10 protein-coding genes and 1 pseudogene are annotated in these 14,654 nt (G+C 64.9%); 2 read left to right on the plus strand and 9 right to left on the minus strand.

Annotation, left to right across the window (positions count from 1 at the left end; genetic code table 11):
- Window positions 1-148: 148 nt before the first annotated feature.
- Window positions 149-1,177, plus strand: a complete 1,029-nt coding sequence (locus tag VWN43_RS02040) for a LacI family DNA-binding transcriptional regulator (protein ID WP_320180852.1) — start codon at window positions 149-151, stop codon at window positions 1,175-1,177.
- A gap of 29 nt (window positions 1,178-1,206) precedes the next feature.
- Window positions 1,207-4,533, plus strand: coding sequence for an amidohydrolase family protein (locus tag VWN43_RS02045; protein WP_320180851.1), 3,327 nt, complete (start codon window positions 1,207-1,209; stop codon window positions 4,531-4,533).
- A gap of 66 nt (window positions 4,534-4,599) precedes the next feature.
- On the opposite strand, the gene VWN43_RS02050 is transcribed toward VWN43_RS02045, so the two are convergent.
- The 9 genes and pseudogenes from VWN43_RS02050 to VWN43_RS02090 all read right to left on the minus strand — a co-directional run.
- On the minus strand, window positions 4,600-5,910 hold the full coding sequence (locus VWN43_RS02050) for a methyl-accepting chemotaxis protein (protein ID WP_320180850.1): 1,311 nt from the start codon (window positions 5,908-5,910) through the stop codon (window positions 4,600-4,602).
- A 92-nt stretch (window positions 5,911-6,002) separates the two neighbouring features.
- On the minus strand, window positions 6,003-7,799 hold the full coding sequence (locus VWN43_RS02055) for a methyl-accepting chemotaxis protein (RefSeq protein WP_320180849.1): 1,797 nt from the start codon (window positions 7,797-7,799) through the stop codon (window positions 6,003-6,005).
- A complete protein-coding gene (locus VWN43_RS02060; RefSeq protein ID WP_320180848.1) occupies window positions 7,796-9,334 on the minus strand; it encodes a putative bifunctional diguanylate cyclase/phosphodiesterase in 1,539 nt (512 codons plus the stop codon). The genes VWN43_RS02055 and VWN43_RS02060 overlap by 4 nt, the downstream gene beginning before the upstream one ends.
- Before the next feature lie 105 nt (window positions 9,335-9,439).
- Complete coding sequence (locus VWN43_RS02065) at window positions 9,440-10,306, minus strand: CheR family methyltransferase (protein WP_253519106.1); 867 nt, start codon at window positions 10,304-10,306, stop codon at window positions 9,440-9,442.
- Window positions 10,297-11,382 (minus strand): chemotaxis-specific protein-glutamate methyltransferase CheB, encoded by a 1,086-nt coding sequence (gene cheB, locus VWN43_RS02070; protein ID WP_253519103.1) that lies wholly within the window; start codon window positions 11,380-11,382, stop codon window positions 10,297-10,299. Before cheB ends, VWN43_RS02065 begins: the two co-directional genes overlap by 10 nt.
- 11 nt (window positions 11,383-11,393) lie before the next feature.
- Window positions 11,394-11,759, minus strand: coding sequence for a response regulator (locus tag VWN43_RS02075; RefSeq protein WP_263606091.1), 366 nt, complete (start codon window positions 11,757-11,759; stop codon window positions 11,394-11,396).
- Between the two features lie 56 nt (window positions 11,760-11,815).
- Window positions 11,816-12,250 (minus strand): chemotaxis protein CheW, encoded by a 435-nt coding sequence (locus tag VWN43_RS02080; protein WP_253519095.1) that lies wholly within the window; start codon window positions 12,248-12,250, stop codon window positions 11,816-11,818.
- Window positions 12,247-13,380: a chemotaxis protein CheW gene (locus tag VWN43_RS02085; RefSeq protein ID WP_330768025.1), complete on the minus strand. Its 1,134-nt coding sequence runs from the start codon at window positions 13,378-13,380 to the stop codon at window positions 12,247-12,249. The genes VWN43_RS02080 and VWN43_RS02085 overlap by 4 nt, the downstream gene beginning before the upstream one ends.
- 94 nt (window positions 13,381-13,474) lie before the next feature.
- Window positions 13,475-14,638: pseudogene (locus VWN43_RS02090) on the minus strand (chemotaxis protein CheA); the annotation flags it as partial.
- Between the last annotated feature and the right edge of the window lie 16 nt (window positions 14,639-14,654).

Below are 14,654 nucleotides of genomic sequence, written 5' to 3' on the forward strand. Positions count from 1 at the left end.
ACGTAACCCAGACTGCGGCGTAGCGCCAGCCTCAGTTGCAGCACGCAACCTAACCGCGCCCACGCGCGGGGCCCGCAGCATGGCGCTTCGCTCTCGCTTTCGGCAAAAGCCTGCGGTAGGGCAGCCGCAAAGGGAGAGCCGTCAGAGCATGTCCAGTAGCGACAAGCCCGAGCCGCGGCGGGTTACATCGATCGACGTGGCCGAGCGGGCGGGAGTAAGCCAGTCAACCGTGAGCCGCGCGCTGGCGGGATCGGAGACGATTACCGAAGCGACCCGCAGCCGCGTCGAGCGCGCTGCCGCGGAACTCGGCTATCAGGTCAATGCCCGCGCCGCGGGGCTGCGCCGGGGCGAGACCGGAACCATCGCGATTGTCGTCATCGGCCGCGACGGGGAGGGACCGACCGCGATCAATCCGTTCTATTACAGCCTGCTGGGCAGCACCTGCGCCGCCGCCGCCGAGGCCGGCTATGAAGCGCTGGTTTCGTTCCAGGCCAAGCCCGAACAATTCTTCGGCCATTATGTCGCACGGCGCCATGCCGATGGCGTGGTGGTCATCGGCACCGCAACCAATGAAGCCGCGTGGGACTATTTCCGCACTTGCGCCGAAGAAGCGCCGCGCATGGCCTTCTGGGGCTCGCCCTTCGACGACAGCGTCTGGGTTCGCTCGGACAATCGCGCGGGCGGACAGCTGGCGGTCGAACGGCTGGTGCAGGGCGGGGCGAAGCACATCGTCTTCGTCGGCGATCCAACCTCTTCCCAGCGCCAGTTCCGCGAGCGGTACGAGGGGTATCGCAGCGCCATGGAAGCCGCCGGCCTGACACCGGGCGAGGCGGTGGTGAGCGCGGGCGAGGACCGCGTGTCACAGGGCCGCAATGCCACTGCGCAGATGGTCGATAGCGGCGCGCGTTTCGACGGGCTGTTTTTCGCCTGCGATGCCATGGCGCTGGGCGCGCTCGAAGAACTCGCCGCGCGCGGGATTTCGGTCCCCGACGATGTTGCCGTGATCGGCTTCGACGGGCTGGGATCGGGTGCCTTCAGCGCGCCGCCGCTGACCACTGTCGAACCCGATTTTGCGCTGGCCGGCAGATTGCTGGTCGAAACCGCGCTTGCCTCCGAAGCGGAGCGTCCCGAGCGGCGCGTCGCGGTCCATCTTGTCGAGCGCGCGAGCGTGCGCTGACCTTGCCTGTTCGTTTGAAAGAGATAGCCATGAAAACCAGTATTGCCTCCGTCCTTGCCGTTCTCTTCGCCAGCCAGGCGGCCTATGCGCAGGATCCCGAGCCGAGCCCCAATCCGGTCGAGGAGCAGGAGGTCGACGCCTCGGCAGAAAGTGGTCCCGCCGAAGGCAGCGGCATGACGGTCGACGCTGCCCCGGCGACTGCCAATCCGGGCGCCGACGACGGCGAAGCCGAGAAATGGGATGTCACCGCGCCGCGCGGAGCAACGATCCGGCAAGTGCCGATCCGCACCGACGAAGGCACGTGGATGGATGTCGATGTCTCGCCCGACGGCCGGATGCTCGCCTTCTCACTGCTGGGCGATGTCTACACCATGCCGATCACGGGCGGCGCGCCCACGCGGATCGCCGAAGGACTGGCATGGGAAGTGCAGCCGCGTTTCTCGCCCGACGGGCAGCGGATCGCCTTCACCAGCGACCGCGGCGGCGGCGACAATATCTGGATCATGAATGCCGACGGGTCGGACAAGCGCCAACTGACCAAGGAAGATTTCCGCCTGCTCAACCAGGCAAGCTGGTCGCCCGATGGCAATTACATCGTCGCCAAGAAGCATTTCACTACCCAGCGGTCGCTCGGTACCGGCGAGATCTGGCTCTACCATGTATCGGGCGGCGGCGGCGTCAAGCTGGTCGCGCGCGCCAGCGACACGCTGCAGAAGGAGCTGGGCGAACCGGTCTATTCGCCCGATGGCGGCGCAGTCTATTATTCGCGCAACGTCACCTCGGGTCCGATCTTCGAATATGCGCAGGATTCGACGCAGGGCACCTTCGCCATCGAACGCTATGACCTGGCGACGGGTGAAGTCACCACGGCGGTCAGCGGCTTTGGCGGTGCGGTCCGCCCGCAGCCATCGCCCGACGGCAAGAGCCTGGCGTTCATCCGCCGCGACAAGGACCAGACCGAGCTGTGGATCAAGGACCTCGCCAGCGGCGAGCAGCGCATGATCTACGGCGATCTCGACATGGACATGCAGGAAACCTGGGCAGTCCACGGGTTCTACCCGCTGATCGACTGGACGCCCGATGGCAATGCGCTGGTCCTCTGGGCCGGGGGCAAGCTGCGCCTCGTGGCGGCCGATGGCAGCGGCGACAGCGTGATTCCTTTCAGCGTCAACGATACGCGCGGCGTGGCCGATGCGCCGCATCCGGTCATCCCGGTCGCGCCCGACAGCTTCACCGCCAAAATTCCGCGCTTCGCCAGCGTTTCGCCCGATGGCCGCACCGTGGTGTTCGAAAGCCTCGGCAAGCTCTATGCAAAGCCGGTTGCAGGGGGCACTGCGCGGCGGCTGACTTCGGCTAGCGATGCAGCGCTCGAGCTCTGGCCGTCCTGGTCGCGCGACGGACGCCGGATCACCTATATCCGCTGGACCGATGACGGGCTTGGCCAGGTGATGAGCGCCAATGCCAACGGTTCGGGCGCGCGTGCGGTCACCCGCATGCCCGGGCATTACGCCCAGCCCCGGTTTTCGCCCGATGGCTCGACCATCGTCTTCGAAAAGCGCTCGGGCGGGTATCTGACCGCACCCGAATATTCGGAGAACGAGGGCATCTACCGTGTCAGCGCGAGTGGCGGGGCGGCGCAGCTGGTTGCCCGCGATACCTCGAACCCGCAGTTCGGCGCGTCGAGCGACCGCGTGTTCATGCTCGGGCGCAAGGACGGCAAGCTCCAGCTGCTCAGCGCCGATCTCGATGGCGAGGCGCGGCAGGTCCATGCCGAAGGCGAGCTGGCGACCGAATACCACGTCAGCCCGCGCGGCGATTTCGTCGCTTTCCGCGAGAATTACGAAGTCTTCGCCACGCCGCTGATGCCCGGCGGGCAGGCGGTAACCGTGGGCGAAAAGGCGAGTTCGCTGCCGGTCGTGCGCGCGTCTAAGGGCGGGGCGGATTACATCGGCTGGACGCAGGATGGCGACATGCTGACCTGGACGATGGGGCCGGTGCTCTATCGTGCCAGCGTGGCATCGATGTTCGCCAACGCGCCCAAGGACAAGGACGCGCCCAAGTTCGTCCCGCCGACCAGCGGTACCTCGCTCGAACGTACCATCGCGGCCGACAAGCCGCGCGGCACGGTCGCCATCACCGGCGCGAAAATCCTCACCATGGCGGGCGAGGGCGCAGGCGAAATCGCCAATGGCACCATCGTCATCACGGGTAACCGGATCGCGGCGATCGGCCCCGCGTCGAGCGTCACGGTCCCGCAGGGCGCGACGGTGATCGATGCCGGCGGCAAGACGATCATGCCCGGCCTGGTCGATGCGCATGCGCATGGCCCGCAAGGCGTCGGCGATCTGGTCCCGCAGCAGAACTGGTCGCTGGTGCAGAACCTCGCGATGGGCACGACGACGCTGCATGATCCCTCCTCGAGCGCGAGCATGATCTTCTCGGCTTCGGAGCGGCAGCAGGCGGGGCAATTGCTCGCCCCGCGCATCTTCTCGACTGCGGAGATCGTTTACGGCGCCAAGGCGCCCAGCGTCTATGCACGGATCGACAGCTATGACGACGCCTTGGCGCATATCCAGCGGATCAAGGCGCAGGGCGGGATTTCGATCAAGAACTACAACCAGCCCCGGCGCGACCAACGCCAGCAGGTGGTCGCCGCCGCACGCGCGGAAAACATGCTCGTGGTGGCCGAGGGCGGCTCGCTGTTCGGCATGGACATGAACCTGATCGCCGATGGCAATTCGACCATCGAGCACAATGTCCCGGGCGAGGTCTTCTACGAGGACGTGTTGCAGTTCTGGCAGGGATCGCAGTCGAACTACACACCGACACTGGTGGTGACCTATGGCGGTCTCGCCGGCGATCCCTATTGGCGGCAGGCGACCGACGTGTTCGACAACCCGCTGATGGTCCACACCCCGCCGCGCCAGCTGATTGCGCAGACCGCACGCCGCGTGACCGCCCCCGATTGGGCTTTCGTCGACGATGAAGCCGCGCGCGAGGCGAAAAAGCTCGCCGAGCGCGGGGTCAAGGTCAGCATCGGCGCGCATGGCCAGCAGGCCGGGGTCGCCGCGCATTGGGAACTGTGGAGCTTTGCCCGCGGCGGAATGACCGCGGTCGAGGCGCTGCGTGCCGGGACGATCGAATCCGCCCGTTCGCTGGGCATGGACCGCGATATCGGCAGCCTCGAAGTGGGCAAGCTCGCCGACCTGCTCGTCCTGTCCGCCGACCCGAGCGAGAACATCCGCAATTCGGATAAGATCGATCGCGTCATGCTGGGTGGGCGGCTGTACGATGCCCGCACCATGAACGAGGTCGAGACCGGTTCTGCCCGGCGCCTGCCCTATTGGTGGGAGTGAGCCCAAAAAAATGGCGGCGCGGGAAACGATCCCGCGCCGCCTGTTTCGGCGCCTGTCCAGCCGCGGTCAGGCTGCGCGAATATGGTTCAGGAAAGCATCGACGCGGCTCTTGAGCGCGCCTGCCTGGCCTTCGAGTTCGGAAGCTGAATTGAGCACCTGGCTGGCAGCGGCGCCCGCCGCGAGGCTGGTCTCGCGGACCTGACCGATATTGGCCGAAACCTCCTCGGTCGAGCGTGCCGCCACATCGATGCTGCGCGCCAGATCCTGGCCGGCGACCGATTGCTGGTCGACCGCACTGGCGATCGAGATGGCGGTCGATTCCAGTTCCTTCACCTGCCCGGCGATCGAACGCAGCGCGCCGACGCTGGCACCGGTGGAATCCTGCATCGCGCGGATCTGCTCGGCGACTTCCTGCGTCGCGCGGCTGGTCTGCGCAGCCAGTTCCTTCACTTCGCTGGCGACAACGGCAAAGCCGCGCCCCGCTTCGCCGCCCCGTGCGGCCTCGATCGAGGCATTGAGCGCGAGCAGATTGGTCCGCTGGGCGATCGACTGGATCAGTTCGACGATCTGGCCGACCTGCTCGGCCGAGCTGGCCAGTGCGGAAATGGTGACATCGGCGCCATTGGCGGCATCGGTCGCCTTGCGTGCGAGTTCGGCGGAATGCGAGGCCTGACGACTGATCTCGCCGATCGACATGGCGAATTCGTCCGATGCGGCAGCCGCTGCGGTAACCCCGCCGCTGGCCTGCTCCATCGATGCGGTGACCTGGTTGGACTGGTCGGCCGCCTGGTCGGCAATCGCGGCCATCCCCGAAGCGGTCGAATTGAGCTGGCTGGCCGCCGTGGCCACGCCGCTGACGACATCGCTCACGCCGCCCTCGAAATCGTTGGCCATGCGGATCAGTTCGGCCTTGCGCTCGGCAGAGGCCTTCTTGCGCCCGGCAAAGAGCTCGTCGAGCTTGTGCCCCGAGCGCAGGAACACCGAGAGCGAGCGCGCAAGGTCGCCGATCTCGTCCTGCCGGTGCGTGTCGGGCACTTCGATGTCGCGTTCGCCCTGCGCGAGGCGCGCCATGCCGTCCTTGAGCGTGATGAAGGGCTCGACGATGTGCCGCAGCACGAAGTGCATGCTGGCGAACCCGACGAGCAGCGATATTCCGGCGACGACCAGCGTCAGCACCTGCGCGGTCGGGGCGAAAGATGGAAAGAAGAAGCCCAGTTGGGCGAAGGTGGTGATCGCGGCCAACCCGCCGAGCGAGAAGACCGAAGCGATCCTGACCTTGGCTGCGAGCGTTCGCCGCATGAACCAGCCACTCACGCCGGTCAGCTCTTCACCATCCATGGCATCGGCGATTTCGACTTCCGCGATTTCGCTGGCCAAGTCGTCCGCTATAATCGAACTATGCGCGTTCATCCCCAAGCATCCCCCTCTTAAGGCTGCATCAACCCTAAGGGGGAATGCTTGAGATCGCGTTAAGCTGCCCGGATGAGCTGGAGGAACTGCGCGACCTGCGATTTGAGTGTGCCGGCCTGCGCTTCCAATTCGGTCGAGGAATTGAGCACCTGGCTCGCCGCCGCACCGGTCGCGAGGCTGGTTTCGCGGACCTGCCCGATATTGGTCGACACCTCATCGGTCGAGCGCGCAGCCAGATCGATGCTGCGCGCCAGATCCTGCCCGGCGACCGATTGCTGGTCGACCGCGCTGGCGATCGATGTGGCGGTGGTCTCGAGTTCCTTGATCTGGCCTGCGATCGACCGCAGCGCGCCGACGCTGGCACCGGTCGAATCCTGCATCGCGCGGATCTGGTCGGCGATCTCTTCGGTCGCCCGGCTGGTCTGCGCGGCCAGTTCCTTCACTTCGCTGGCGACGACGGCAAACCCGCGTCCGGCTTCGCCGCCACGCGCGGCCTCGATCGAGGCATTGAGCGCGAGCAAATTGGTGCGCTGCGCGATCGACTGGATGAGCTCGACGATCTGGCCGACCTGTTCGGCCGAGCTGGCCAGCGCGGAAATCGTTTCATCGGCTCCGCTCGCGGCATCGGTGGCCTTGCGCGCAAGGTTGGCCGAATGCGAAGCTTGGCGGCTGATCTCGTTGATCGACATGGCGAATTCGTCCGAGGCTGCCGCGGCTGCGGTAACCCCGTTGGAAGCCTGCTCCATCGAAACCGTGACGTTCGACGTCTTGGTCGAAGCTTGCTCGGCGGCGGTGGCCATCGATCCGGCGGTGACCCGAAGCTGCGCCGAGGCCGAGGCCACGCCGTTGACGACTTCGCCGACAGTGGTTTCGAAGCGTTCGGCGAAGCGGACCATATCCTGCCCACGCTCGCGGCGTTCGGCCTCGCGTTCCTGCGACAGCTTTTCCAGCTGCCAGGCGCGCTGGAGGAAAACCTCCAGTGCGCGGGCCAGATCGCCGATCTCGTCATAGCGGCCGGTCGCGGGGATATGCATGTCCTTCTCGCCATTGGCGAGGCGCGTGGCGACATGGGTCATGCGGTGCAGCGTGGTCGACACATCACGGCCGAGGTAACGCGCGCTCAGCATCGCGATCGCAATGCCGATCGCGGCGACCATGAAGAAGGCGGCGAACATCCACATCACCATTCCCTGTGACTCGGCGTCCGACTCTTCGCCGATCCGCTCGATTTCCTCACGCGAGGTGATGGCGAGATCGACGAAATCCTGTCCTTCGAAATACACGCTGTCGGAGAATTCCTGCCACTGCTCCTGCGTGCCGCGCGAACTTTGCGCAGCATCGATGCGCAGGCGCATCCGGGCGAGCATTGCGTCGAGCTGGTCGATCTGCGGCAGCACCGAGGGGGCGACATCGGTCACCTGGCCCTCGAGCGCGCTCAGTGCCCGGTCGGTGTCGTTGAATGCATCCTGCGCGGCGACCAGATCGCTACGCTCGCCCGAGACGGCATAGCGCTGCACGAACAGCCGGCCTTCATTGGTATCTGCCACCATCCGTTCGGCTGACACGGCCGCGGCAGTGATCGCCATGCGTTCGGTGCGCGCTTCCAGCGCGAAATACCCGCCGAGACAGGTGGCGGTCAGGCACAGCAGCACCACGGCGATATTGGCGTGCGAAATGCTCTGCAGCTTCTCGCCGACCGAGCGGTTGGACAGCCAGCCTTTCCAGCCGCTCGCGACTTCCTCGTCCGGCGCGCTGCCGGCCGGGTGCGGATAGGCCGGGCTTTCGGGTACAGTACCGGGCGAAGAAATTTCGTGTTCGGCAACCATGCCGTTGACCATGTCATCAAGCGCGCTCATGCGACCTTGGTTCCCTTGTTCTTGGATTTGCGGGCGAGCGCGATCGGCTTGCCCAGATGCTGCCCGATTTCCTCGGGCGGCATGGCTTTGAAATAGAGCCAGCCCTGGATCTGGTCGCACCCTGCGGCGCGGACCATCGCGGCCTGTTCTTCGGTTTCGACGCCTTCAGCGGTGACTGCCATTTTCATGGCGCGTGCCACCGTGATGCTGGAAAGCATCATCGCGCGGCTGCCGTCGTCCTCGCTCGCCTGGACCACCAGGCTGCGGTCGAGCTTGAGCTTTTCGAAGCGGAACTGGCGCAGGAAACCGATCGATGCATAACCGGTGCCGAAATCGTCGAGCGAGATCTTGACCCCGAAGCTGCGGATGACCGCCAGGCTGCGCTCCGCGACCACCGGGTCGAGCACGAGGCAGGTCTCGGTAATCTCTAGTTCGAGGCGGTGGGCATCGAAGCCGGTTTCCTCGAGGATATGCCCCAGCTGGATCGGAAATTCGGGATTGCGCAATTGCGCCGCGGAAATGTTGACCGACAAGGTGATGTCGTCCCACGCGAGCGCATCGCAGCAGGCCTGGCGCATGACCCACAAGCCGATCGCATTGATCAGCCCGCTCTGTTCGGCGACTGGGATGAACACGTTGGGCCCCAGTTCCTTGCCGTCGGGACGCGCCCAGCGCAGCAGGCATTCGACCGCCACGATCTCGCGCGTATTGCTGTCGACCAGCGGCTGGTAGTGTACGCGGAACTCGTCATTGGCGAGCGCGTGGCGCAGCTCGTCATCCATTTCCTTAAGCTGTTCGCGGCTGCGGTCGAAGCTGGTGTTGAACCAGGTGCAACGCATCTTGCCGCCCTGTTTGGCGGCATACATCGCAATGTCCGCACGGCGGAGCAATTCGGAGGAGGGCACGTCGTCCTGCATGGTCCGGCGAGCGAGACCGATACTGGCCCCCAGTGTCAGCCGGCGGTCCTCGACATGGATGGGCTTGGTCAGCCGGTCGATGATCCGGCGGCACAATCCTTCGAGCAGCGTTCCGGCGACCGGTCCGCCGATCATCATTGCATATTCGTCGCCGCCAAGGCGATAGATTGTCGCCTCGCCATCGCTGACCTGTAGGAAGATTTCGGCGCATTCGCGGATCGCGGCGTCCCCGACGAAATGCCCGTAATGGTCGTTGATCTGCTTGAAGCCATCGAGATCGATCATCGCCAGCGCGACTTCATGGCCCTGCCGGTATTCCTGCTGGATATCGAAATGCAGCGCGCGGCGATTGGGCAGCAGGGTGAGGCTGTCGCTGCGTGAGAGCTGATCGACGCGGCGCAGGTAGCGCACTCCGAGATAGGCGCAGATGGCGGTTGCGACGCTGGACGCCAGTGCGCCGAAGCCGAGAATGACCGACGGCGAGCTGAAGTCGAGGTGACGATTGGCCAGCGCGACCAGCCAGGTCAGGATGAAAATGCCCACGAGCGCAGCCATCGGACCGAAGATGATCGTCCGCGTGCCGCCGCATTCGTCAGACTGGTACGAGCCCACCGTCATCCCTCAACACGCGCCTCTTATTACGATCCTTGCAGTGACTTAGAGTTCATTCGCTAAATAAGGGTAAATCAGCGGTTTACCTTGGCGAAGCTTCGCCGGGTGAAGTCAGAACCCGGCGGCCCGCTGGCGCGGTGCGGCGGCCAAGGACGTGTCCTCGTGAATTGGCGCATAAAGCGACGATCCGAATTCGGCTGGCTTGAACCTTTCGGTCTGCCCGACCACCGTTTCACCCGCGCCGAGCATCAGCCAGCCATCGGCCGCAATTCCACTGGCGAGCCGGTCGAAAGCGGTCGCACGGGTCTGCGGATCGAAATAGAGCAGGACATTGCGGCACATCACCAGGTCGAACCGACCCGGCGAGGGCGGAAAGTCGAGGATGTTGTGCTGCTGGAAGCGGGTCATCGCGCGGATCCTGTCGGTCGCCTGCCAGTGGCCCTTGTCCTCGACGAAGAAGTTCAGCATCTGCGCGACACTGATCCCGCGCTGGATTTCGAACTGGGTATAAAGCCCGTCGCGCGCGGTATCGATCGCCTTGCTCGACACATCGGTCCCGAGGATCTCGATCGTCCAGTCGGCCCAGCGGGCAGGCTGTTCGGCGAAGATCATCGCCAGGCTCAGCGCTTCCTGTCCGGTCGAGCAGCCGGCCGACCAGATCGTCAGCCGCTTGCGTGCTTCGCGCTTGCGCGCAAGGTCGGGCAGGACCTGGTTGGCGAGCACCGAGAAATAGGCATTGTCGCGAAAGAAATAGGTCTCATTGTTGAGCAGGGCCTCGACCACCCTGGTCGCCAACTGCTGCTCGCTGGGGCGTTCCAGCATGCAGGCAAGCTGGTCGACATTCTCGATCTCGAATTCGCGGAACAGGCCGGACAGCGCACTCGAGACACGCCAGCGGCGCCCTTCCGTCAATTGCTGTCCTGTACGCTGTGCAAGAAGTTCACCGATGATGCGATGCGAAGCGTCGTCTACCGCCATGCGTCGGCTCCCGCGCTCGCGAGCAACTCGTCGGCGAGTTCGGCCGGGGGCAGAACGGCAGCCGCCTGTCCCAGTTCGGTCACGGCGCGGGGCATGCCCCAGACAGCACAGGTTTCGGCGTTTTGGGCGAAGATCGTTCCGCCCGCCGATACGATCGACTGGGCGCCATCGCTACCGTCGCGGCCCATGCCCGACAGCAGGACGCCGGCGACATGCCCGTCATAGGCTTCGGCCAGCGTGTCGAACATCGGATCGACCGAGGGCATGCAGCCGCTCTTCACCGGATGATAGGCGAGCCCGAGGGTGTGAAAGCCGCCCGATTTGCGCACCACCATATGGCCGTGGCCGGGCGCGATATAGATCTTGCCGCGTTCGATCCGCACGCCTTCGTCGGCGAGGATCGCAGGCCGTTTGGCAGCCATTTCCATCTGCTGGGCGAACACGGGGATGAAGCTGGGCGGAAGATGCTGCGTCACCAGGATCGGCAGGTCGAAATTCTTCGGTACCTGGGCGAGGAACAGGTTGAGCGCATGAATCCCGCCGGTCGAGGCGCCGATGGCGACGATCTGGGGCGGCTTGCCGAATCCCTTGATAGCGGGGGAGGCGGAGTTCGCGTCGGGCGCAATGCCCTTGAGCGCGCGGATCTTGCCCAGCAGGGTCGACTTGTAATCGTCGTTGAAACCGCCCGGACGCGGCTTGAGCATCGTGTCGGCGGCACCCAGGGAAAGTGCCTTGACGGTCGCTTCCGCGCCGTCGGCGGTGAGCGAGGAGATGACAAGCACCTTGGTCTCGGGTGCGACTTCCATGATCTTGGGCAGCGCCTCGAGCCCGCCCATGCCGGGCATCTCAAGGTCGAGCAGCATGACGTCGGCAGTGACCGAAGCCAGCTCGCTAAGCCCACTTTCCGCCGTGTTGGAGGTCGCGACGATTTCCATGTCGGTTTCAAGCCCGATCATGCGCGTGAACACCGTGCGCACGGTCAGCGAATCGTCGACGATCATCACCCGCACCGGATCGGCGCAAGTGGGGTTGGAGGGGTCGGAAGCTACGGGTTCGGAACGGAGAAGCGCGCCCATGTCACGCCTCCTCAGGCCATGCCGACAAGCTGGAGCTTGATCTGCAATGTTTCGTGGTCGAACGGCTTCATCACATATTCGTCGGCGCCCGCGCTGATCGCTTCGCGAATATGCGCGACATCGTTCTCGGTCGTGCAGAACACGACCTTGGGCTTGTCGCCGCCATCACGCTGGCGCAGCTGGGTGATGAATTCGATGCCGGTCATCACCGGCATGTTCCAATCGAGCAGGACCACATCGGGCATCCCCTCGGCACATTTGTCGAGGCCTTCCTGGCCGTTCTCGGCCTCCTCGACATGGAAGCCCAGCGTCTCGAGGATATGCCTCGAAACCTTCCGGATGACGCGCGAATCGTCGACGATAAGGCAAGATTTCATTCTAATACCCTCTGGTGTTTCCCAGCAATTCGTAGAGTCAGTAGGTAACTATTAGCTTAAGCCGCCTGCGCGATCGGTCCTGAAACCAGCGCTTCGACATCGATCAGCAGGGTCGGGCCGCCATCGGTTTCGACCATGCCGCGCGCGGCGGCCTGCCAGCCTTCGCCAAAGCCGCCGGGAACCCCGACCGGATCGCTCCGTGCCTCGCCCACATCATAGGCTTCATCGACCAGTAGCGCGTAGAGATGCCCTTCGACATCGACCACGGCGGCGCGCTGTCCCGAGGTATCCTGCCGGCCGGTAAAGCCGAGCGCGACCGGACAATCGATTACGGTGAGCGCCTGGCTGCGCAAGGCGGTCAGGCCGCGGATGAAGGACGGTACGCCCGGGATGGGCGTGATGTCGTCGATCTCGATCACCGACTGGACGCGAATCGCGGGGATCGCCGCACGGCGCCCGGCGATCAGACACATGAGCAGGAGTTCGTTCATGCTGTCTTCCCCATGCGAGCTTGCTTGAGCGCGTCGAGCAGTGCGTCGCGGTCGTAGCGATAAATGGTGTCGTCCGCGGTCTCGGGTAATTCGGGTTCGGGACGCAGGCGGATCACGCGGCGCGCCGGCCCGCTTGCCATGGGCGCGTTTTCGGCGAGTTCGATCGCGACGTCGGCTTCCTCGGTTTCGTCGGTGGAAACGCGGTAACCGGCAGCTTCGACCAGCGGTTCGAGAATGGTCCGGGCCCAATCGCTATCGGCGGGCAGACGGCAGGACATCGGTTGCTCGGTGCGACGCGGCGCGTGGTGCTTGGCGAACAGCGCATGGCCGTCGATCACCGGGACCGGCTGGTCGCCGATCAGCGTGACGCCCTCGACCGAAGTATCGCCATGCGAGGGGATGATGTCGCCATCCATATCGGCAGCGTCGAGCACCTCGCGCACCGCATAGACCACTTCGCATTCGCCATCCGACAGGCGCAGCAGGCGGCACTTGTCTTCGGGCAGGTCGCCATATTCCTGGCCGACGAGCGAGAAGATCGCCCCGTCGATGACTGCCTGGGCGCGGGCGCCCTCGATATCGATCGCTTCGCGCGCAATCGTATCGATGCGGCGGACCAGTTCGAGACGGACCGCGCGGCGGCGCCCGTCGAGGCCGGTGAAGAGCATGACCGGATGGGTCTTGCGGCGTTCGACCTGTTCTTCTTCGTCCACCCGGGTCGAGCTGCGCATTTCATTCACCAGCTGGCGCTGCTCGGCGATGCTCGGCAGGTCGAGCAGCATCATCGGGCGGCCATCGTCGAGCAGCGTGGTCCCGGCGTAGAGCCGGGTCTCCATGATTGCGGGTGCGATCGGTTTCACCACGACGTCTTCGTGGTCATAGACCCGGTCGACCGCGAGCGCGAAGACATCCTCGCTGGCAAGGCGGATGAGCACGAGCGTCTTGTCCTGCCAGTCGGTGTCCTGGTTGGTTTCGGTGCCGAGAATCTCGCCGAGCGAGAGGCAGGGCACACGTTTGCCGCGGAAGGTCATCAGCTGGCGTTCGCCCGCTTCGGCAAAGTCGACATGGTCGCTCGAACCGAAGACGATTTCTTCGACATAGCTGCGCGGGATCGCGTAGCGCTGGCCCACTGCTTCCCACGGTCAGCGCGGCGATGATGCTCAGCGTGAGCGGCAGCTTGAGATAGAAGCTGGTGCCTTCGCCCGGCTTGGTGGCGACGTCGATCGAGCCGCCGACGCGTTCGATATTGGCGCGCACCACGTCCATCCCCACGCCGCGGCCCGATACCGAGCTGACCTGGTCGGCGGTCGAGAGGCCGGGTTCGAAGATCAGGTAATGCCGCCGCCGTTCGGACATCTTGTCGACTTCGGACTGGCTGTAGATGCCTGCCGCGACGGCCTTGGCCGCGAGCCGATCGGTGTTGATCCCGCGTCCGTCGTCGGTGATGGTCAGGGTGATCTGGTTGCCCGCCTGACGCGCGGCAAACTTGAGCAGCCCGATTTCGCGCTTGTTCGATTTGAGGCGTTCGCCCGGGCCTTCGAGCCCGTGATCGATGGCATTGCGGATGATATGGGTGAGCGGGTCGCGGACCATCTCGACCATTTCGCGATCGAGTTCGACTTCGCCGCCTTCGAAATCGACCATGACCTGCTTGCCGAGCTCGTTCGACAGGTCGCGCACGAGCCGCGGCAGCGAGGTGAACAGATGTTCGAGCCGCTGCATACGCATGCGGGTGATCGAGGTGCGGACATCGGCAAGGATCGCGCTGAGGCGATCGAATGGGCCATCGATGGTCGGCTGTTCGCCCGCTTCGCGCAGGCGGCGCGCAAGGTCGTTGCGCGCAAGGACCATGTCCGACACGCCCTTCATTACTTCGTCGAGCAATTCGGTGGGCAGGCGGATGGAGCGCTGGACACCCGCATTGGGCGCGGCTTTCGGCGCGGCGTCTTCCTCGCTTGCTGCGGCCGGTGTTTCGGTAGGGGGCTGCGACGATGCGCCGCCGGTGACTTCGATGGTTGCGCCTGCCTGCAATGCGGCGATCAGCTGGTCGTCACCGCCTTCGGGATATTCCTCGCCCGCTTCGATCGAATCGGTCATCTCGCTGATGCGGTCGATGATTGCGAGGACGGCGGATACCAGCGCGCGGTCGGGTTCGCGGCGTCCGGAACGGCATTCGGCCAGCGTGTCTTCGGCCGCGTGGCTGAGCTTTTCCAGCCGCGGAAAATCGAAGAAGCCGCAATTGCCCTTCACCGTGTGGACGAAGCGGAAAATGGTATCGAGCCGCGCCTTGTCCGAAGGATCGGCTTCCCAGGCGACGATCTCGCCGCCGCTCGCTTCCAGCATTTCGCGGGTTTCGGCCACGAAATCCGCCAGCAGGTCATCCATCATTGTAAGCCCCTCGTAC

The sequence above is a fragment of the Qipengyuania sp. HL-TH1 genome (genome assembly GCF_036365825.1).
Classification (GTDB): domain Bacteria; phylum Pseudomonadota; class Alphaproteobacteria; order Sphingomonadales; family Sphingomonadaceae; genus Qipengyuania; species Qipengyuania profunda.

Coding starts and splice junctions, on each gene's coding strand:
- VWN43_RS02040 (WP_320180852.1), top strand. CDS start 149: ATGTCCAGTAGCGACAAGCCCGAGCCGCGGCGGGTTACATCGATCGAC.
- VWN43_RS02045 (WP_320180851.1), top strand. CDS start 1,207: ATGAAAACCAGTATTGCCTCCGTCCTTGCCGTTCTCTTCGCCAGCCAG.
- VWN43_RS02055 (WP_320180849.1), bottom strand. CDS start 7,799: ATGAGCGCGCTTGATGACATGGTCAACGGCATGGTTGCCGAACACGAA.
- VWN43_RS02060 (WP_320180848.1), bottom strand. CDS start 9,334: ATGACGGTGGGCTCGTACCAGTCTGACGAATGCGGCGGCACGCGGACG.
- VWN43_RS02065 (WP_253519106.1), bottom strand. CDS start 10,306: ATGGCGGTAGACGACGCTTCGCATCGCATCATCGGTGAACTTCTTGCA.
- cheB (WP_253519103.1), bottom strand. CDS start 11,382: ATGGGCGCGCTTCTCCGTTCCGAACCCGTAGCTTCCGACCCCTCCAAC.
- VWN43_RS02075 (WP_263606091.1), bottom strand. CDS start 11,759: ATGAAATCTTGCCTTATCGTCGACGATTCGCGCGTCATCCGGAAGGTT.
- VWN43_RS02080 (WP_253519095.1), bottom strand. CDS start 12,250: ATGAACGAACTCCTGCTCATGTGTCTGATCGCCGGGCGCCGTGCGGCG.